The following is a 19,197-nucleotide window of genomic DNA, read 5'->3' on the forward strand; positions in this document are numbered from 1 at the left end:
CCGAGCACCAGAGAAACGGAAACCCCAGCGTGACCCATGCAGACCTCCAGGCAGACGTCCTCGTCGTCGGCGGCGGGCTCGGCGGCGTGGCCGCCGCGCTCGCGGCGGCGGAGCGCGGCGCCCGCGTCGTCCTCACCGAGGAGCACCCGTGGATCGGCGGCCAGCTCACGTCCCAGGCGGTACCGCCGGACGAGAGCCCGTGGGTCGAGCGGTTCGGCGTGACCGCGCGCTACCGCGCGCTGCGCGACGGCATCCGCGACGTCTACCGCCGCTCCTACCCGCTCACGGACGCCGCGCGCACGTGGGACGCCCTCAACCCCGGCGCGGGCTGGGTCTCCAAGCTGTGCCACGAGCCCCGCGTCGCGGTGGGCGTGCTCGAGGAGATGCTCGCCCCGTGGCGGTCCGCGGGCCGCATCCGCCTGCTCGAGCGCGTGCGCCCGACGGCGGCCACCACCGACGGCGACCGCGTCACCTCCGTGACGCTCACCCCGGTCACCGCCGACGCCGCGGGCGCGGCCGTGACGGTGCACGCGGCGTTCGTCGTCGACGCGACCGAGACGGGCGAGCTCCTGCCGCTGACGGGCACCGAGTACGTCACCGGGTTCGAGTCGAACCGCGAGACCGGGGAGCCGAGCGCGCCGGACGAGGCGCAGCCCGACAACGTGCAGGCCCTCAGCGTGTGCTTCGCCGTCGAGCACGTGGACGGCGACCACACGATCGACCGCCCCGAGCGCTACGACTTCTGGAGCACGTACACCCCCGGCCCGTGGAACGGGCGCCGGATGCTGTCGTGGGAGGCGCCCAACCCGCGCACGCTCGCGATGGACGTGCGGTCGTTCACCCCGAACCCGGGCGACGACCCGCGCGCCGTCGACGCCGACCAGTCGAAGAACCCCGGCGACGGGAACCTCTGGACGTTCCGGCGTATCGCGGCCCGCGACCTCTTCGCGCCGGGCCACTACGCGAGCGACCTGTGCCTCGTGAACTGGCCGAGCATCGACTACTTCCTCGAGCCCGTGCTCGACGTGCCGCGCGACGTGGAGGAGGCCCGGATCGCCGACGCCCGGCAGCTCAGCCTCTCGATGCTCTACTGGATGCAGACCGAGGCGCCGCGCGCCGACGGCGGGACCGGCTTCCCGGGCCTGCGCCTGCGGCCCGACGTCATGGGCTCGGCCGACGGCCTCGCCCAGGCGGCCTACCACCGCGAGTCCCGCCGCCTGCGCGCCGTGACGACGGTGACGGAGAACGATGTCTCGTACGCCGTGCGCGGCGACCGCGGCGCGACGCGCTACGACGACTCGGTCGGCGTCGGCATGTACCGGATCGACCTGCACCCCTCGACGGGCGGCGACACGTACATCGACGTCGCGTCGACGCCGTTCGAGATCCCGCTCGGCGCGCTGCTGCCGCAGCGCGTGACCAACCTGCTCGCCGCCAACAAGAACATCGGCACGACGCACATCACGAACGGGTGCTACCGCCTGCACCCCGTCGAGTGGAACGTCGGCGAGGCCGCCGGCCACCTCGCGGCCCACTGCCTCGCGACCGGGCGCACGCCGCACGCCGTCCAGTCGAAGGCCGACCTCCTCGCCGACTACCAGGACGAGCTCGTCCGGGCGGGCGTCGAGCTGCGCTGGCCCGCCGAGGCCCACCCCTACTGACCCGGGCTCCCCGCGCCCGGCACCCCCGCCCACCCTCAGTCCGAAGGAGAACTGATGCACCCCCTCACCCCACGGTCGGCCCCTCGGTCCGCCCCGCGCCGACGCCGCCTCGTCGGCGCACCCCTGGCCGCCGGCGGCGTCGCGCTCGCCCTCGTCCTCACCGCGTGCTCCGGCGGCGGCGACGACGTCGCGGGCGAGCCGAGCACCCCGAGCGAGCCGGTCGAGCTGCGCATGACGGTCTGGACGGCCGACGAGACGCAGCTCTCGCAGTTCCAGGAGATCGCCGACGCGTACGTCGCGGAGAACCCCGACCTCGTGTCCGGCGTGACGTTCGAGACCATCCCGTTCGAGGACTACACGACGTCCCTCACGACGCAGCTCGCGGGCGGCAACGCGCCGGACCTCGCGTGGATCCTCGAGAGCTACGCGCCCGAGTTCGTGGCGAGCGGCGCGCTCGTCGACGTCGGCCCGAAGCTGCAGGAGACCGAGGGGTACGCGTACGACGACCTGCTCGACTCGTCGCTCGCGCTGTGGGAGAAGGACGGCGGCCTCTACGCCTACCCGTTCTCCAACTCGCCGTTCGCGCTGTTCGTCAACACCGACCAGGTCGCCGCGGCGGGCCAGCCGAACCCGGCCGACCTCGTCGCGTCGGGCGACTGGACCTACGACCAGGTCCGCGAGATCGCGGCGGCGGCCGCCGCGACGTCGGGCAAGCAGGGCCTCGTGGTGCGCGACTTCGACTACAAGGTCTGGGAGAACCTGTCGACGATCTGGGACGGCTGGGACGCGGCGCCGTGGAGCGAGGACGGCACGCAGTGCACGTTCACCGACCCCGAGATGGTCGACGCGCTCACGTGGGTCCACGACGCGACGTTCGTCGACAAGGCGCTGCCCGGTCCCGGCACGACGGCCGACTTCTTCGCGGGCGACTCCGCCATGACGATCACGCAGATCAGCCGCGCGTCGTCGCTCGACGACTCGTTCGGGTGGGACGTCGTGCCGCTCCCGGCGGGCCCGGCGGGCCAGCAGAACGTCATCGGCCAGGCCGGCATCGGTGTCTTCGCGGCCGGGGAGCACCCCGACGTCGCGGCCGACTTCCTCGCGTGGTTCACCAACCCGGAGAACGCCGAGACGCTCGCCGCGTACTTCCCGCCGCCGCGCGAGTCGCTGCTCACCGCCGAGACGCTCGGGGCAGCCAACCCGAAGCTCAGCGAAGAGCAGCTCCAGGCGGTCGTCGTCGACGGCATCCAGGGCGCCGTGACGAAGCCGTCGCACCAGAACTTCGCCAAGCTGCAGGACACGGTGCGCGCCCAGCTCGACGCGCTGTGGACCGCCGACGCGGACGTCGAGGGCGTCCTCGCCGACACGTGCGCGGCGATCCAGCCCCTGCTCGGGGACTGAGCGTGGCGTCCTCCGCACTCGCACGACGGGACGCGGCCGCGGGCTACACCATGGTCGCGCCCGCCGTGCTCGGCGCGCTCGCGTTCGTCGTCGCGCCGCTGGTCGCCGTCGTCTGGTACTCGCTGCACGAGTGGAACGTCCTCGCGAACACGTTCACGTTCGCGGGCGGGGACAACTACGAGCGGATGCTCGCCGACCCCGGGCTGCGGGACTCGCTCCTCGCGAGCCTGTGGTTCTCCGTCGGGCTCGTCGTGCTCAACATCTCCCTCGCGCTCGTCCTCGCGGTGCTGCTCAACCAGCGGCTCCCCGGCACGACGACGTTCCGCACGTTCTTCTTCTCGCCCGTCGTCGTGTCCCTCGTGGCGTGGACGATCGTGTGGAGCTTCCTGCTCCAGGCGGACGGCGGCATCAACGGGTTCCTGTCGCTGCTCGGCGTCGACGGCCCGAACTGGCTGCGCGGCGAGACGACGGCGATGCTCTCGGTGATCGTCGTGCAGGTCTTCAAGAACGTGGGCCTCAACATGATCCTGTTCCTCGCGGCCCTGCAGGGGGTGCCCGAGGAGATCCAGGAGGCCGCGCGCATCGACGGCGCGGGCGCGTGGCGCCGGTTCCGGTCGATCACGCTCCCGCTCATCAGCCCGACCGTCCTGCTGGTCTCGATCCTCACGATCGTCGGCTCGCTCGAGGTGTTCGCGCAGATCGCCGTGCTCACGGGCGGGGGGCCGGGGAACTCGACCACCGTGCTCGTCTACTACCTGTACCAGCAGGCGTTCCGGTTCAACGACTTCGGCTACGCGAGCGCGATCTCCGTCCTGCTGTTCGTCATCGTCCTCGTCCTGACACTCGTGCAGTGGCAGACGCGCAAGAGGTGGGTCTTCCATGAAGTCTGACGTGATGCCCGGCCCGGCCACGCTCCCGGGCGCGGACGACGGCCCGGCCCGGCCCGCGGCGTCGGGCACGGGCGGCGCCGACGGCGCGGCGACCCGCGGCGGGCGGCCCGCGCGCCGCACGGGGAGCGCGCGCACGCGCCGCCGCTGGGGGCGCGCGGCGCTCGTGGCGCTCCTCGTGGTGCTCAGCGTGCCGTTCGTCTTCCCGACGTGGTGGATGGCGACGTCGAGCCTCAAGCCGATGAGCGAGATCCTGCGGGCCGTGCCGACGCTCTGGCCCCAGGACCCGTCGTTCGCGGCCTACGGCGAGGTGTTCCGGCTGCAGCCGTTCGCGCAGCAGTACTGGAACAGCCTCTACATCGCCGTGGTCGTGACGGTCGGGACGATCCTCGTGGCCTCGATGGCCGGGTACGCGTTCGCGCGCATTCGGTTCCCCGGGGCGAACGCGCTGTTCCTGCTCGTGCTCGTCGGGCTGCTCGTGCCGTCGGAGGTGACGATCGTCCCGCTGTTCCGGATGGTCAACTCGCTCGGGCTCATCGACACGCACTGGCCGCTCGTGGTCATCCCGATCCTCGGGGCGCCGAGCGTCCTCGCGACGTTCATCATGCGCCAGTTCTTCCTCGGGCTCCCCGGCGAGCTCGAGGAGGCGGGGCGCATGGACGGCCTCGGGCGGTGGGGGATCTTCTGGCGGATCGCGTTCCCGCTGTCGCGCTCGGCGATCTCGGCCGTCGCGATCTTCACGTTCCTCAAGTCGTGGAACCTGTACCTCGAGCCGATCGTGTACCTGTCCAGCAAGGACCGGTTCACGCTCCCGCAGGCGCTCACGCAGTACGTCGACGCCTACGGCGGCCCGATGTGGAACGTCCAGCTCGCCGCGACGACGCTCACGGTGCTGCCGGTCCTCGCGGTGTTCCTCGTCGCGCAGAAGCAGTTCGTCCAGGGCCTGGCGCACACGGGACTGAAGTAGGAGAGGCCGCCGATCAGCCCTGCTCGGGGTACTCGGTGCGGGTGCGCGACCCTCCGACCGAGACGCTCCCGCCGCCGACCACGGGCAGCGGCGTCCCGGCGGAGAACCCGGCACCCTGCTCCTTCACGACCGTCCCGCCGGGGGGCGTCGTGATGAGCGAGCTCGGCGGGTTGGGCACGACGTTGCCGCTCGCGTCGTACGTGATCGCGTACACGCCGGGCCCGCCGAGGTCCGTGCTGCCCGGGACGATCCCCGTGCCCTCGATGCCTGCGCCGGCGTCGCCGCGGACGTAGACCGTCGTGGTGCCCGTGTTGTTGTCCACTCGGGTGCCGACCAGGCCCTCGACCTCGACCTCGGCCCTGCCTCCGGCGAGCGGGACGACCGCACCCCCGGCGGACCCGGTCGCGTAGGCGCCCGCCTCGACGATCGTGGCGTCGGGCCTCGGCGGCACGTACGACCCGAGCTCCGGCCCCATGTAGTGCATCGTCTGGCGCTGCTGGTAAGCGAGGAAGGCGTCGACCTCCTCCTGGCTCGCGAAGGTGTACTCGCTCCCGACGTTCAGCACCGCCCCGCCCGAGGCGCCCGCCTGCGCGCCGAGGTTGACGCCGTGCTCGTTCACGTGCCCCTCGACGTAGGGGGTCGGGGTGCCCTCTCCGACCCCCAGGCTGCCCCCGGCGAGCTGGGTGACCCGGAACGTCCCGTCGGAGAGCTCGTCGATGCGGTACTCGAACCCGGCGCTCCCTTCCCCCGGGCCGGCCCCGATGCCCTGCTCGTACGTCACGTGCTCCGTCGCGACGATCGTCGGCGGCTCCTGCTGCTCGGTCATCGGCGGCAGGTCGGGCAGGGTGCGATCGCCCGGCAGACCAGGGATCCCGCCGCCACCGCCGCCGCCGCCAGCACCGCCGCCACTGCTCCCGCCGCCGTCGACGGCGCTCGCGCTGTCCTGTTGCTCGGCCTGCACGCGGAGCTTCTGCGCGCCGTCGTCGAGCAGGGTCGACGCCGCTCGCAGCGCCGCCTCCATCTCGCCGTGCCACCGTGCCCGCAGCGCCTCGGCGTCCGGACCTGCCCACGGGGTCGACGTGACGGCGGCGCGCAGCGCCGAGGTCGTCGCCTCGAGCTTCGCGGACTCGCCCTGGAACGTGTCGGCGAGCCCGCGCAGCGCGGCGACGTCGGCACCGTAGAAGGACATGGTGAACCTCTGCTGGCAGGGGGACGGTTGTCACGGTCACCCTTCGTCATGGCGCGGCCCGGCGCAAGGGGGAGGAGTCCCCATCGGGCCGAGACGCGCGGTCGGGCTGAGCGCCCGGCGCCCTGCACGAGGACGCCGCCGAGGTCGCTACGCTCGACGGTGTGGCTCATCTCCTCGGCGCCGACGGCATCTCGCTGACCGTCGGCACCCGCACCCTGCTCGACGACGTCTCGCTCGGCCTCGACGACGGCGACCGCGTCGGCATCGTCGGCCCCAACGGGGCCGGCAAGACGACGCTCCTGCGCCTCCTCGCGGGCACGCAGCAGCCCGACGGCGGCCGTGTCACCCGCGTGGGCGGCCTGCGGGTGGGCCTGCTCGACCAGCGCGACGACGTCGGCACCGGCGCGACGATCCGCGACCTCGTGCACGGCGACGCCGCGACCCACGCGTGGGCGTCGGACGCGAGCGTCCGCACCGTCCACGCGGGGCTGCTGGGCGACCTCGACCTCGACGCCCCGGCGGACACGCTGTCCGGCGGGCAGCGTCGCCGCGTCGCGCTCGCGGCCCTCCTCGTCGCCGACCACGACGTGCTGTTCCTCGACGAGCCCACGAACCACCTCGACGTCGAGGGCGTCGCGTGGCTCGCCGCGCACCTCGGCGACCGCTTCGCCCGCCCGGGCGCGAAGGGCGCCCTCGTGGTCGTCACGCACGACCGCTGGTTCCTCGACGCCGTGTGCTCGCGCATGTGGGAGGTGCGGGGCGACGGCTCGGGCCAGGTCGAGGGCTACGAGGGCGGGTACGCCGCGTACGTGCTCGCGCGCGCCGAGCGCCAGCGCACCGCGGTCGTCGCGGCGGAGAAGCGTGACAACCTGCTGCGCAAGGAGCTCGCGTGGCTCCGGCGCGGCGCGCCCGCGCGCACGTCCAAGCCCAAGTTCCGGCTCGACGCCGCCGCCGCGCTCATCGCCGACGTCCCGCCGCCGCGCGACACGCTCGAGCTCACGCGCACCGCGACGAAGCGCCTCGGCAAGGACGTGCTCGACCTCGAGGACGTGACGGTCGCGGTGCCGCGCCAGGACGGCCAGGGCGAGCGCGTGCTGCTCGACGACGTCACGTGGCGCCTGGGGCCCGGCGACCGGTACGGCGTCGTCGGGGTCAACGGTGCCGGCAAGACGACGCTCCTCGCGCTCCTCGCCGGGCGGCGCGAGCCCGACTCCGGGCGGGTCAAGCGCGGCAAGACCGTCCACGTCGCGGAGCTGTCGCAGGACGTCGGCGAGCTCGACGACATCGCCGGCGCGCGCGTGATCCAGGTGATCGAGGACGAGAAGCGCTCGGTCGTCGTCGACGGCAAGGAGCTCTCGGCGTCCCAGCTCGTCGAGCGGCTCGGCTTCACGCGCGAGCGGTCGCAGACGCTCGTGCGCGACCTCTCGGGCGGCGAGCGGCGCCGCCTCCAGCTCCTGCGCCTGCTCGTCGCCGAGCCCAACGTGCTCCTGCTCGACGAGCCGACGAACGACCTCGACACCGACACGCTCGCCGCGCTCGAGGACCTGCTCGACGGCTGGCCCGGCACGCTCATCGTCGTCTCGCACGACCGCTACCTGCTGGAGCGCGTCGCGGACCGCCAGGTCGCGCTGCTCGGCGACGGCCAGGTGCGCGACCTGCCGGGCGGCGTCGAGCAGTACCTCGAGCTGCGGCGCGCGGCGCTCGCGGGCGCGGGCGCGGCGTCGACCGGGTTCGCGCCCACGGGCGGCGCCGACGCGACACCGGACGCGGGGCCGGCCGTGGCGGCCCCGGGCCCGAGCGCGGCCGAGGTGCGGGCGGCGAAGAAGGAGATCAACCGCATCGAGCGGCGCCTGAGCAAGATCGCGGAGGCCGAGGGCCGGCTGCACGAGAAGATCGCGGCGAACGCGACCGACTTCGCGGCGGTCGCGGAGCTCGACGCCGAGCTGCGCACCCTCGCGGCGGAGAAGGACGAGCTCGAGGCGGCCTGGCTCGAGGCGGCCGAGGTCGCCGGGTGACGGCCGACCGGATGCGCGTCGCGGTGTCCGCGCGCGGCGTCGAGGTCGACGACGGTCAGGGCGGCGTCCTCGCGCCGTGGGCGGACGTGCGCCGCGTCACCGCGTTCGCGCTCGGCGCCCCGGGCGGCACCGCCCGGTACGTGTCGTTCGACCTCGTGAACGGGCACAGCGTCGAGGTGGACGACGCCGCCCCGGAGTGGGACGACGTGCTCGCCGCCCTGCCCGGGCGGGTCGAGCTCGCGGTGGACGACCCGCTCGCGGCGCTCGGCGCGCTCGCGCCGGGCGGGAGGCTCGTCCTCGCGGGGCCCGTGCGGACCCGCTGACCGCCGGGGGCGTCCGGGCGCGCGGCTCAGCGCCGGAGGAAGCCCATGCGGTCGTCGGGGTCGACGCGCTCGAGGATGGCGCCCGCGATGGCGTCGAGCTGCTCGACCTGCTCGTCGGTGAGGGCGTCGATCACGTGGTCGCGCACCGTCGCGACGTGCCCGGGCGCCGTCGCGACGACCTTCTCCCAGCCGGCGTCGGTGAGGTGCGCGTTCGTCGCGCGGCGGTCCTCGGGGCACGGCACGCGCTCGACGAGGCCGCGCTTCTCGAGGCGCGCGACGACGTGCGACAACCGGGGGAGCGTGGCGTTCGTGGCGCCCGCGAGGTCGGTCATGCGCAGCGTGCGCCGCGGAGCCTCCGAGAGCATGGCCAGCACGTAGTACTCGAAGTGGCTGAGGTCGGCGTCGCGCCGGAGCTGGGAGTCGAGGACGCCCGGCAGCAGCTCCACGACCGCCACGAGCCGCTTCCACGCGTCGAGCTGCTGGTCGTCGAGCCAGCGGGGTTCCGTCGTCATCGTGCCTCCTCCGGTGCGGCGATCCGCATAGTTGACGGTACAACTTTAGCGGCGTACGGTGTTAGTTGTAGCAACAACTAATAGCCGACCGTCGGGCCGGCGGAGGAAGGGAAGCCACCATGAGCAGCATCACCATCATCGGCGCCGGGAACATGGGCTCGGCGATCGCCGGTCTCGCGCTCGCCGCGGGCAGCCAAGTGCAGGTCCTGACCCGCGAGGCCGCCGAGGTCGACCCGCGCGTCACGGCGGGCACCGTCGGCGACGAGATCACGGGCGACGTCGTCGTGCTCGCGCTCCCGTACGGGGCGCTCGACGACGTCCTCGGCGCCTACGAGGGCCACCTCGACGGCAAGGTGCTCGTCGACATCACCAACCCGCTCGACTTCGCGACGTTCGACTCCCTCGTCGTGCCCGACGGCTCGTCGGCCGCGGCGCAGATCCAGGAGCGCGTCCCGGGCGCGCGGGTCCTCAAGGCGTTCAACACGAACTTCGCGGCGACGCTCGCCACCGGCCAGGTCGGGCCGCTCCCGACGACGGTCCTCGTCGCGGGCGACGACGCCGACGCGAAGGCCGCCCTCGCGGGCGCCGTGTCCGGGGTCCGCGTCGTCGACGCCGGCTCGCTGAAGCGCGCGCACGAGCTCGAGGCCCTCGGCTTCCTGCAGCTCACGCTCGCGGCGGGGGAGAAGACCTCCTGGACGACGGGCTTCGCGCTCGCCGAGTGACCCCGCCCGCTCACGCACGACGGCGGCCGGCCACCCCGCGGGGTGACCGGCCGCCGTCGTGCGCGGTGCGTCAGCCGCGCGCCTTCTCGACGGCCGCGCGGGCCGCCTCGTGCTCCGCCTTCTGGGCGTCCCGCAGGGCCTTCTCCAGCTCGCGCACCTTCTTCTGGGCCTCGCGCACGCGCCGCTCCGCGTCGCGCCGCCGGAGCGTCGCCTTCTTGACCCGCGCGTCCTTGACGTGCACCGCGACCTCCACGGGCGCGACGGCGTCGCGCGGGTCCGGCGCCGGTGCGGGCTCCGCGACCGTGGCGTCCTGCCGCCCGGGCGCGCGGCCCGCGCCGGGCGCCCCGGCGGCCCGCGCGTCGACGTAGACGGCGATGCCGTCGAGCACCCGCTCCAGGCCCCATGCGGTGTCGTCGATCTCGCCCTCGCCCGCGTACGTGCCGGCCTCGACGAGCGGGCGCAGGTAGGGGAACCGCACCTCGTCCACGAGCCCGCGCAGCGCGTCGGCCCACGCGCCGCCCTGGACCGCCTCGTCGCCCCCGGCCGCCGCGACGGCGCGCGCGAGGTCGGTCTGCAGCCGCGCAGCGTTCCGGGCGTACCCGCTGACGAGGAGGATGACGGACATCTTCTCCTCGTCGTCGAGCGGCGTGGACCGCAGCGCGCGCAGCCCGGCGTCCGCGCCGCGCAGGTTGTTCGGCGTGAGGGGCGCGCCGGTCACCGGGATGTCGAGGAACCACGGGTGCGACGCGAACACCGCCATCGTGAACTGCGCCCACTCGCGCAGCTCGGCGCGCCAGTCGGCGGGCTCGTGCGCGGGCGGGTACTCGATGTCGAGCGCGGCCTCCTGCATGAGGAGCAGCAGGTCGTCCTTGCTCGTGACGTACCGGTAGAGCGACATCGTCGTGAAGCCGAGGCTCTGCGCCACCTTCGCCATGGACACGGCCCCGAGCCCGTCGGCGTCGGCGATCTCGATGGCCGCGTCGACGATCCGCTCGATGCTCAGCTCGCGCTTCGGCGCGCGCTCGGGGCGTTCGGCCACGCCCCACGCGAGCGCGAGCCGGGGCGGGAGGTCGGGTGCGTCCGTCATGGCTTCATCCTCCCCGACGGCGCCGCATCCGGGCAGCGGTGCCGAGCAGCCCCTCCCGGTGGCGCGAGCAGGTGGTCGTGGTGCGTCCGGTCGGCAGGACGCACCAGGACCACCTGCTCGGCCGCGCGGGAGGGCCAGGGGGAAGAGCGTGGGGGGTCAGCGGGCGGTCCGCCGGCGGTAGAGCAGGGAGCCGGCGGTGCAGCTCGCGACGAGGAAGCCGGCGAGCCACGCGACGGCCGTGAGGGCCGTCGACGCGTCGGGTGCGCCCGCGAGCAGCCCGCGGAACGTCTCGATGACCGGCGTGAACGGCTGGTTCTCGGCGAACCCGTGCAGCCACGACGGCATCGTGTCGATCGGGACGAACCCCGAGCTGAGGTAGGGCACGAACAGGAAGAGGAAGTTCACCGACTGCGACGCCTCGACGCTCAGCACGAGGCCGAGCGCCACGCTCAGCCACGTGAACGTCAGCACGGCGAGGACCGCGAACGCGACGAGCCCCGCCCAGTCGGCGGGCCCGGCGTCGGGCCGGAAGCCGAGCGCGAGCGCGACCCCCACGACGACGACGGCGGACGCGAGGTTGCGCACGACGCTCGCCACGACGTGCCCCCACAAGGCGGACGGCCCGAAGATCGGCAGGGTCTTGAACCGGTCGATCGTGCCGGACGTCATGTCCTGCGCGACACCGACCGCGGCTGTCGCCGAGCCGAACCCCAGGCACATCACGAGCACGCCGGGCACGACGTAGTCGATGTAGTCGTCCCCGCCGATCGCCCCGCCGAAGATGACGACGAAGACGAGCATGATCATCACGGGCAGCGCGAAGGCCGTGACGAGCCCGTCGACGCTGCGCAGCTGGCGGCGGGTCTCGCGGCCGACCATCGTGCGGACGTCGCGCGCCGCGGTGGCCGGGGTCTGCCGCACGCGCGGCCGCGTGGTGCGGGACGGCCGGGGCAGGGTGGTCGTGGGTGCGGCGCTCATCGGGCGCCCTCCTTCCGGGTCAGGGCGAGGAACACGTCGTCGAGCGTCGGCCGCACGACGCTGACCCCCACGACCGCGAGCGCGTGGGCGTCGGCGGCCGCGAGCACGTCGCGGATAGTGCGGACGGGGTCGTCGCTCGGTGCGGTGAGGGAGAGGTCCTTCGCATCGGCGGTCGGGCGGGCCAGCCCGATCGAGGGCGCGAGCCCGACGGCGGCGGCCAGGCTCTCCGGATCGTCGAACGCCACGCGCACGTGGTCGCCCGCGACGAGCGCCTTGAGCTCGGCGGCCGTGCCCCGCGCGGCGACACGGCCGTCGTGCAGGACGGCGATCGTGTCGGCCAGGCGGTCGGCCTCCTCCAGGTACTGGGTCGTCAGCAGGACGGTCGTCCCGTCGGCGGCGAGGCCCCGCACGACCTCCCACAGCTGCGCGCGCGACGCCGGGTCGAGGCCCGTTGTCGGCTCGTCGAGCACGAGCACCGCCGGGTCGGCCACGAGGCTGATCGCGAGGTCGAGGCGGCGGCGCATGCCGCCCGAGTAGGTCCCGACCCGCCGGTCCGCGGCGTCGATGAGGTCGAAGCGCTCGAGCAGCGCGGCGGCGCGCGGGCGCACCGCCCGGCGAGGGAGGTGCGCGAGCTCGCCCATCATCACGAGGTTCTCGCGGCCCGTCTGGAACTCGTCCACCGACGCGTACTGGCCCGTGAGCGCGATGGTCTCGCGCACCCGCGCGGCGTCGTGCACGACGTCGGCGCCCGCGACGCGGGCCGTGCCGCCGTCGGGCCGGACGAGGGTCGTGAGGATGTTGACGGTCGTCGTCTTGCCCGCGCCGTTGGGCCCCAGCAGCGCGAAGATCTCGCCGCGGCGCACGGTCAGGTCGACGCCGCGCAGCACGGCGTGGTCGCCGTAGGACTTCTCCAGCCCCTGCGCGGCGATCATCGGTCCGGTCATCGCCCTTCTCCTTCTCCGTCGGCCGTTCGTGTGCGGCGCACACTGCTCGTGTGCGCCATAAACTGTGTGTACACCATAAACACGTGCGCGAGAAGGGGTCAAGGGCGAGGAGGCCCCACGGGGAAAGGGCTGCGCGCTCAGCCCGCGCGACGACGGGGAGCGCCGGTGAGGACCAGCCCGATCCCGGTCATCACCACGAGCGCACCCAGCACGACGGCGACCGGCACCGTCCACGTCCCCGTCGCCGTCTGCAGCGCCCCGGCCGCGGTGGGCGCGACGGCGGCCAGGCAGTACCCGACCGACTGCACCGTCGCCGACGCCTGCCGGCCGCGCCGGACCGTCGGGTACCGCTGGGCGACGAGCGTGAAGATCACGACGAAGTTCGCCGCCTGGGCGACGCCCGCGGCGGACGCCCACACCGCCCAGAGCCCCGGCGCGACGAGCAGCCCCACGGGCAGCGTCAGCCACAGCACCGCGATCCCGACGAACGTCTGCCGCAGGCTGAGGCGGCGCGCGGCGAGCGGCACCGCGAGACCGCCGACGATCGCGAAGCCCTGGAACAGCGACGCCGCACCGCCCGACGCGGAGCGCGGGATGCCCGCGAGGTCCTCGAGGACGAGCGGCAGCCACGCCGTGAGCGCGTAGAAGCTCGACGACTGGAGCGCGAACATCGCGCACAGCCACCACGTGAACGGCGTCGCGAGCACGTGGCGCTCACGGGCCGTCGTCGGGTCGGTGCCCGTGACGCCCTCCGCCGCGGACGCCGCCAGCGCGTCCGCCTCGGCCGCTTCCCCGGCCGCCCTGGCCTCCGTCTCCGATGCCGCCGGGCCGGGCACGGTCTCCGCCGGCACGTCCCGGGGCTCGCGCGCCTCGCGCGGCACCGCGCGCAGCCACCACACGAGCGCGACGACCGCGAGCACCGACCACGACGCGAGCGCCCAGCGCCACCCGACGGCGTCCGCCAGCGGCGCGGTGAGCGCCGTCGTCGCGACGGTGCCGACGTTGATCGCCGCCGTGTACAGGCCCGTCACCGTCGCGACGTGGCCGGGGAAGTCGCGCTGGGCGATCATCGGCACCGCGAGGTTCGCCGTCGTGATGCCGAGCCCGAGGAGCACCGTGCCCGCGAACGTCCCGGCCGCGCCGAGCGCCGCGAGGTCCGCCGAGCGCAGGACCGTCCCCGCGACGATCAGCGTGAGCGCGACGGCGATCGCCGTCCGGAGCGACGACCGCCCGAGCAGGCCCGCGACGGCGGGCGTCGCGAGCGCGAAGCACAGCACCGGGATGCCGGTGAGCAGGCCCGCCGCGGCGGCGGTGAGGTCGAGGTCGGCCGCGACGTCCGCGACGACGGGCGGGAGCGCCGTGAGCGGCGCCCGCAGGTTGACGGCCACGAGCAGCACGGCGACGAGCAGGACCCCGTCGATCCCGCCGCGGAACGTGCTCGGGCGGGGCGGCCGTGACGACGGCATCGGGCGGGGACCTCCGGGTGCGGGCGCGTGCGGCGACGCCCGCCCGGTCGTCCGGGCCGTCGGTCAGTCGTCGAACTGTCCTCCGACTGTACGCAGGAGCGCCGCGAGCGCAGGTCGCTCGCCCGGCTCGAGCGCGTCGAGGATGCGGGCCTCGACGGCGAGGAGGTCGGTCATCGCCGTGTCCACGCGCTCCAGGCCCTCGGGCGTGAGCTCGACGAGCACGCCGCGCCGGTCGTCGGGCGAGCGGCGGCGCACGACGAGCCCGCGCTCCTCGAGCCGGTCGATGCGGTTCGTCATGGTCCCGCTCGTGACGAGCGTCTGGGTGACGAGCGCCCCGGGGGAGAGGCGGTACGGCTCGCCCGCGCGGCGCAGCGCGGACAGGACGTCGAACTCCCACGTCTCCAGGTGCCCGCGCGCGAACGCCGTGCGCCGCGCCCGGTCCAGGTGCCGGGCGAGCCGGTCGACCCGGGAGAACACGGTGAGCGGCTCGACGTCGAGGTCCGGCCGCTCGCGCTGCCACGCCGCGACGATGCGGTCGACCTCGTCCTCGTGCTGCTGGTCCATGACGCGAGGGTACTCGACGTGTCTCGACGTCAAGACTCTTGACGGCTCGGAGTCACCGCGGCGCGCCGCAAGACCCGTCGCCGCGAGGTAGAGCCCTGGCCCCGCGAGGTAGAGCCGCTGTCCGCCGAGGTAGAGCCGTGGTCCCGCGAGGTAGAGCCGTGGTCCCGCGAGGTAGAGCCGCTGTCCGCCGAGGTAGAGGCGTGGTCGTGCGGGCCGTGCCTGGGCGCGCACCTACCAGGGCGACATGAGCACAGGGTGGGGCGACCCACCGTCGTCGGCCACCGGACCTGGCCACCGCGCCGAACCCCGGCTCTACCTCGTCCGACCCGGGCTCTACCTCGCCGAACCTGGGCTCTACCTCGGCGGACCAGGCCTCTACCTCGACGAACCGCGCCTCTATCTCGGCGGGGCGGGGCCGTGCCCCGCCGTCAGGACGTGCGCAGGGCGTCCGTGAGCTTGACGCGGGCGCCGGTGCGCAGGACGGCGTTGGAGTAGATCTTCGCCGCGAGCCACACGAGGAGGGGGATGACCGCGACGGAGAGGCCGAGCGCGACGAGGGCCTCCCACGTCTCGGCGCTGCCGAGCGCGATGCGGACCGGCATGAGCAGCGGCGAGCACAGCGGCACGTACGACAGCCAGACGACGAGCGGGTTGTCCGGCGCCCACGGCGCGACGGAGACGCCCACGATGTACGGCACGATCATGAGGAACGTGACGGGCGTGGTCACCGCGCCGACGTCCTCCTGGCGCGACACCAGCGCGCCGAGGCCGGCCATGAGCAGCGCGTAGCTGACGAAGCCGACGACGAACCACACGAGCGCCCAGGCCGCGGCGGTCCCGAGGTCGATCGTCGAGGTGTCGACGAGGCCGAGGCCGAGCGCGGTCCCGACGCCCGCGAGCACGACGAGCGCGACCTGCCCGAGCCCGACGAGGCCGATGCCGAGCACCTTGCCCGCCATGAGCTGCCACGGTCGCACGGTCGAGAGCAGGAGCTCGACGACGCGGCTCGTCTTCTCCTCGACGACGCCCTGCGCGATGAGCTGGCCGCTGATCATGATGGCCATGAAGAGCAGGATGCCGGTGACCAGGCCGGTGACGTAGCGCGCCGGGTCGAACTCGCTCGGCTCGCCGATGGTGCGCACGTCCGGCGCGGCGGTCGCGACGTCGCCCGCGACCTGGGCGGGGTCGCCCCCGAGGCTCGCGACGGCGTCGGACAGCGCGGTCTGCTGGGCGAGCGTGGTGAAGACGGCCGTGAGGCCCGACGACAGCTCGGTGTCGACGACGACCGTGGGGGAGCCGACGCTCCCGGTGACGAGCGCGTCGAGGTCGCCGTCGCGCACCTGGGCCTCGCCCGCGGCGTCGTCCGCGACGTCGACGGTCTCGACGTCGGTCCCGAGCGTGCTCCCCGTGGTCTCGATCGCCTCGGCGAGCGCCGCGGTCTGCGGCGTGACCCCCACGCGCTCGGCGCTCGGGCCCGACCCGTTCGCGAGATTGAGCACGACCCCGCCGAGCACGACGGCGCCGACGAGGATCACGGTCAGCCACACGAACGACTTGGAGCGCAGCCGCGTCATGATCTCGCGGCCCGCGACGAGGCGGATCGCGCCCCAGGACGTCAACGAGGTCCCCGTGCTCATGCCCCCACCTCCACGGTCTCGGCGGCCGTCGCGGCCGGCTTCTCCTCGGCGCTCACGACGTCGCGGTACAGCTCGGTGAGCGACGGCCGGACGAGCGCGAACTCGTGCACGGGCCCGGCGGCGAGCGCCGCGCGCAGCACGGCCTGCTCGCGCCCGCCGGGGACGCCCCCGGTCCCGTCGCCGGTCGACCCACCGGGCACGAGCTCGACGACGGTGCGCGACCCCTCCAGGCTGACGGCCCGCGCGTCGGGCACGGCACCGATCCACGTGGCGCCGGGCGGGCCGTCCACGACCCAGCGCTCCTGCTCGGTGCGACGGAGCTCGTCGATCGTGCCGACCTCCACCATCGCGCCGTCCTTGATGATGCCGACGCGGTCGCACAGCCGTTCCACGAGGTCGAGCTGGTGCGAGGAGAACACGACGGGCACGCCCGCCTGGGCGCGGTCGCGCAGGACCCCGCTCATGACGTCGACGGCGACGGGGTCGAGCCCGCTGAACGGCTCGTCGAGCACGAGCAGCTCGGGGTCGTGGGTGAGCGCGGCGGCGAGCTGGACGCGCTGCTGGTTGCCGAGCGAGAGCTTCTGCACCTCGTCGCCGCGGCGCGCCTCGACGCCGAGCGTCGTGGTCCAGCGCTCCATCGCGTCCTTCGCCGCCGCGGCGGACAGCCCGTGCAGCCGGGCGAGGTAGACGAGCTGCTCGCCGACCTTCATGCGCGGGTAGAGGCCGCGCTCCTCCGGCATGTAGCCGATGCGGCGGCGGGCGGCCAGGTCGAGGGGCCGGCCCTCCCACCGGACCTCGCCGCCGTCGGCGGCGAGGACGCCGAGGACGATGCGCATCGTCGTCGTCTTCCCGGCGCCGTTGGAGCCGACGAAGCCGAAGATCTCCCCGGCGCGGACGTCGAACGACGTGCCGCGCAGGGCGCGCACGTCGCCGTAGGACTTGGTCAGCGAGTCGATCTCGAGTGTCGCCATGCGCTCCACACAACCACGCGCGAGCGCGCGCGGCACGGGACAGATGTCACGTCCTGACCGTGCGGAGGCAGGGGATGCGCCCCTGCCGAGGTCGGGCCCCGCCGGTCAGCCGAGGTGCTCGTCGCGCACCGTGGGCAGCGTCCGCGCGGCCCGCACGGCGAGGCGCAGCATCGTCCCGGTCGCCTCGTCGACGGCTGCGGCGTCGTCGCGCCGGACGGCGTCGAGCGAGACCCAGAGCAGCTCGCGGGCGAGCGCGGCGTCCTGCTCGTCGAGCCGCCCGGACACCGACTCGACGGCGCTCATCGCGACGAGCACGCGCATCACGGCCGACGTCGGGGGCGCGACCCGCACGCGCCGGATCTCCACGGCCCGGCGCAGCGCGCGACGCTCGACCCGCGTGAGGCGCGGGCCCGTCAGGTGCAGGAGCACGACGGTGAGGAGCGCCGCCACGAGCCCGAGGACGGCGGCGAGGAGCAGCGTCTCGGGCGCCGCCAGGTTCCGCCCGGCGACCAGGGCGGCGAGCGCGGTGGTCACGCCCGCGACGAGGCCGATCCGCACCACGTCGACCGACGCGCGCCACTCCGCGTGCCGGCGCACCCGGTCCAGCTCGTGGGGGGTGAGGCCCGGGACGAGCACGTCGGTGCGCTGGACGACGCGCGCGGGCGAGCCCGGGACGTCGCCCTGCAGACACCGTGCGGTCGTCCAGGTCACGTACCCCCAGACCGTGGGACGGATCTCGTCCCGTGGGTCGCCGTACCCCTGGTCGGCCGACCGGTCGTGCCCGTGCATCCGCTGCCCCGCTTCGTCGTTCTGCTCTGCCGCCAGAGAGACGGGCTGACCCCGCTGTCATGACGCGGGTTCGGAGGGCGGATCTGCGTCAGGACCTCGTGGTGATGAGGTGCGGCCGCTTTTCCATCTCCGCGAGGCCGTTCCAGGCGAGGTTGACGAGGTGCGCCGCGACCTCCGTCTTCTTGGGGGAGCGCGCGTCGAGCCAGTACTGACCGGTGAGGGCGACCATGCCGACGAGCATCTGCGCGTAGATGGGCGCGACCTTCGGGTCGAGGCCGCGCGTGCGGAACTGGTGCGCGAGGAGGTGCTCGACCTGCGTCGCGACGTCGCCGATGAGGCTCGAGAAGGTGCCCGTGGCCTGCGCGACGGGGGAGTCGCGCACGAGGATCCGGAAGCCGTCCTCGGACGCCTCGATGTACGACAGGAGCGCGAGCGCCGTGCGCTCCAGCAGCACCTTCGGGTGGCCGCCCTCGTCGAGCGCGCCCGACAGCGCCGCGGTGAGCGCCTGCACCTCGCGGTCCACGACGACCGCGTAGATGCCCTCCTTGCCGCCGAAGTGCTCGTACACGACGGGCTTGGACACCTCGGCGCGCGCGGCGATCTCCTCGACGCTCGTCCCCTCGAACCCCTTCTCGGCGAACAGCCTGCGGCTGACGGCGAGCAGCTGCTCGCGCCGCTGGCTCGCGGTCATGCGGGATCGGGGGGTGCGTCTGGAGTCGGCCACAGGTCCATCATGCCGTGCGGGCGGTCGCCGCAGCCGGAGGGTCCGCGCCCGCCGGCGCGGGCGTCGTCGGGCGGGCGCGCGCACGGGTGTGGTGCGGGCCACGCCCCGCGTCCGGCGCGGATGGGGCGAGACGGGCACGCGCGGCGTCGGGCACGGGGACCGACCTGGCAGACTGTTCCCGGACCCGGCCCGCCCGCCGCGGCCCGGGTCGAACCGGGGCGCGGCGACGGGCAGGTGGCGAGCACGTGACGAGCACGTGACGAGCAGGGCGTCGCCGGGTCCGGTCCGCCTTGGTGTAATCGGCAGCACAAGGGTTTTTGGTGCCCTTGGTCCAGGTTCGAGTCCTGGGGGCGGAGCTCG

General features: G+C 74.2%; 18 protein-coding genes and 1 tRNA gene. 8 read left to right on the top strand and 11 right to left on the bottom strand.

The genetic code is table 11. From position 1 onward, the window contains the following. The first annotated feature begins 29 nt into the window (after positions 1–29). From B8281_RS08025 to B8281_RS08040, 4 genes are read left to right on the top strand one after another with little or no spacing between them, the layout of a single operon-like run. Positions 30–1,661 carry an FAD-dependent oxidoreductase gene (locus B8281_RS08025; protein WP_034650647.1) on the top strand — a complete coding sequence of 544 codons (1,632 nt, stop codon included), beginning with the start codon at positions 30–32 and terminating at the stop codon, positions 1,659–1,661. Between the two features lie 54 nt (positions 1,662–1,715). Further along, positions 1,716–3,062, top strand: coding sequence for an ABC transporter substrate-binding protein (locus tag B8281_RS08030; protein WP_051028309.1), 1,347 nt, complete (start codon positions 1,716–1,718; stop codon positions 3,060–3,062). 2 nt (positions 3,063–3,064) lie between these two features. Beyond that, positions 3,065–3,952: a carbohydrate ABC transporter permease gene (locus tag B8281_RS08035; RefSeq protein ID WP_232322723.1), complete on the top strand. Its 888-nt coding sequence runs from the start codon at positions 3,065–3,067 to the stop codon at positions 3,950–3,952. Next, positions 3,942–4,916 (top strand): carbohydrate ABC transporter permease, encoded by a 975-nt coding sequence (locus B8281_RS08040; RefSeq protein ID WP_232322724.1) that lies wholly within the window; start codon positions 3,942–3,944, stop codon positions 4,914–4,916. Before B8281_RS08035 ends, B8281_RS08040 begins: the two co-directional genes overlap by 11 nt. Before the next feature lie 13 nt (positions 4,917–4,929). On the opposite strand, the gene B8281_RS08045 is transcribed toward B8281_RS08040, so the two are convergent. Then, a complete protein-coding gene (locus B8281_RS08045; RefSeq protein WP_034654669.1) occupies positions 4,930–6,105 on the bottom strand; it encodes a WXG100 family type VII secretion target in 1,176 nt (391 codons plus the stop codon). Between the two features lie 161 nt (positions 6,106–6,266). On the opposite strand from B8281_RS08045, the gene B8281_RS08050 reads away from it, so the two are divergent. Together B8281_RS08050 and B8281_RS08055 are read left to right on the top strand one after the other, a co-directional pair. Next, complete coding sequence (locus tag B8281_RS08050; RefSeq protein ID WP_085387436.1) at positions 6,267–8,120, top strand: ABC-F family ATP-binding cassette domain-containing protein; 1,854 nt, start codon at positions 6,267–6,269, stop codon at positions 8,118–8,120. Next, the gene (locus B8281_RS08055) at positions 8,117–8,443 is read left to right on the top strand and encodes a hypothetical protein (protein WP_085387437.1); all 327 of its coding nucleotides are present in this window, start codon (positions 8,117–8,119) and stop codon (positions 8,441–8,443) included. Before B8281_RS08050 ends, B8281_RS08055 begins: the two co-directional genes overlap by 4 nt. Before the next feature lie 26 nt (positions 8,444–8,469). Here B8281_RS08055 and B8281_RS08060 read toward each other — a convergent pair whose 3' ends face one another. Further along, positions 8,470–8,955 (bottom strand): MarR family winged helix-turn-helix transcriptional regulator, encoded by a 486-nt coding sequence (locus B8281_RS08060; RefSeq protein ID WP_085387438.1) that lies wholly within the window; start codon positions 8,953–8,955, stop codon positions 8,470–8,472. 119 nt (positions 8,956–9,074) lie between these two features. On the opposite strand from B8281_RS08060, the gene B8281_RS08065 reads away from it, so the two are divergent. After that, on the top strand, positions 9,075–9,677 hold the full coding sequence (locus B8281_RS08065) for an NADPH-dependent F420 reductase (RefSeq protein WP_085387439.1): 603 nt from the start codon (positions 9,075–9,077) through the stop codon (positions 9,675–9,677). A gap of 70 nt (positions 9,678–9,747) precedes the next feature. On the opposite strand, the gene B8281_RS08070 is transcribed toward B8281_RS08065, so the two are convergent. From B8281_RS08070 to B8281_RS08110, 9 genes are all read right to left on the bottom strand, one after another. Continuing rightward, entirely contained in the window at positions 9,748–10,764 is a 1,017-nt protein-coding gene (locus tag B8281_RS08070) for a TetR/AcrR family transcriptional regulator (protein WP_085387440.1), read from the bottom strand. Between the two features lie 156 nt (positions 10,765–10,920). Further along, a complete protein-coding gene (locus B8281_RS08075; protein ID WP_198163182.1) occupies positions 10,921–11,742 on the bottom strand; it encodes an ABC transporter permease in 822 nt (273 codons plus the stop codon). Next, on the bottom strand, positions 11,739–12,686 hold the full coding sequence (locus tag B8281_RS08080) for an ATP-binding cassette domain-containing protein (protein ID WP_085387441.1): 948 nt from the start codon (positions 12,684–12,686) through the stop codon (positions 11,739–11,741). The genes B8281_RS08075 and B8281_RS08080 overlap by 4 nt, the downstream gene beginning before the upstream one ends. Positions 12,687–12,823: 137 nt before the next feature. Further along, positions 12,824–14,152: a CynX/NimT family MFS transporter gene (locus B8281_RS08085; RefSeq protein ID WP_085387442.1), complete on the bottom strand. Its 1,329-nt coding sequence runs from the start codon at positions 14,150–14,152 to the stop codon at positions 12,824–12,826. Between the two features lie 63 nt (positions 14,153–14,215). Continuing rightward, complete coding sequence (locus tag B8281_RS08090; RefSeq protein ID WP_021482856.1) at positions 14,216–14,716, bottom strand: MarR family winged helix-turn-helix transcriptional regulator; 501 nt, start codon at positions 14,714–14,716, stop codon at positions 14,216–14,218. A gap of 428 nt (positions 14,717–15,144) precedes the next feature. Next, positions 15,145–16,353: an ABC transporter permease gene (locus B8281_RS08095; protein ID WP_021482857.1), complete on the bottom strand. Its 1,209-nt coding sequence runs from the start codon at positions 16,351–16,353 to the stop codon at positions 15,145–15,147. Beyond that, the gene (locus B8281_RS08100; RefSeq protein ID WP_085387443.1) at positions 16,350–17,324 is read right to left on the bottom strand and encodes an ABC transporter ATP-binding protein; all 975 of its coding nucleotides are present in this window, start codon (positions 17,322–17,324) and stop codon (positions 16,350–16,352) included. The genes B8281_RS08095 and B8281_RS08100 overlap by 4 nt, the downstream gene beginning before the upstream one ends. A gap of 105 nt (positions 17,325–17,429) precedes the next feature. After that, on the bottom strand, positions 17,430–18,035 hold the full coding sequence (locus B8281_RS08105) for a hypothetical protein (RefSeq protein ID WP_144723075.1): 606 nt from the start codon (positions 18,033–18,035) through the stop codon (positions 17,430–17,432). Positions 18,036–18,201: 166 nt separating this feature from the next. Beyond that, positions 18,202–18,804, bottom strand: coding sequence for a TetR/AcrR family transcriptional regulator (locus B8281_RS08110; protein ID WP_085387445.1), 603 nt, complete (start codon positions 18,802–18,804; stop codon positions 18,202–18,204). Positions 18,805–19,121: 317 nt separating this feature from the next. Here B8281_RS08110 and B8281_RS08115 point away from each other — a divergent pair. Continuing rightward, positions 19,122–19,193, top strand: a tRNA-Gln gene (locus B8281_RS08115). The last annotated feature ends 4 nt before the right edge of the window (positions 19,194–19,197 follow it).

Source organism: Cellulosimicrobium sp. TH-20 (genome assembly GCF_002105775.1).
Lineage (GTDB): Bacteria > Actinomycetota > Actinomycetes > Actinomycetales > Cellulomonadaceae > Cellulosimicrobium > Cellulosimicrobium funkei.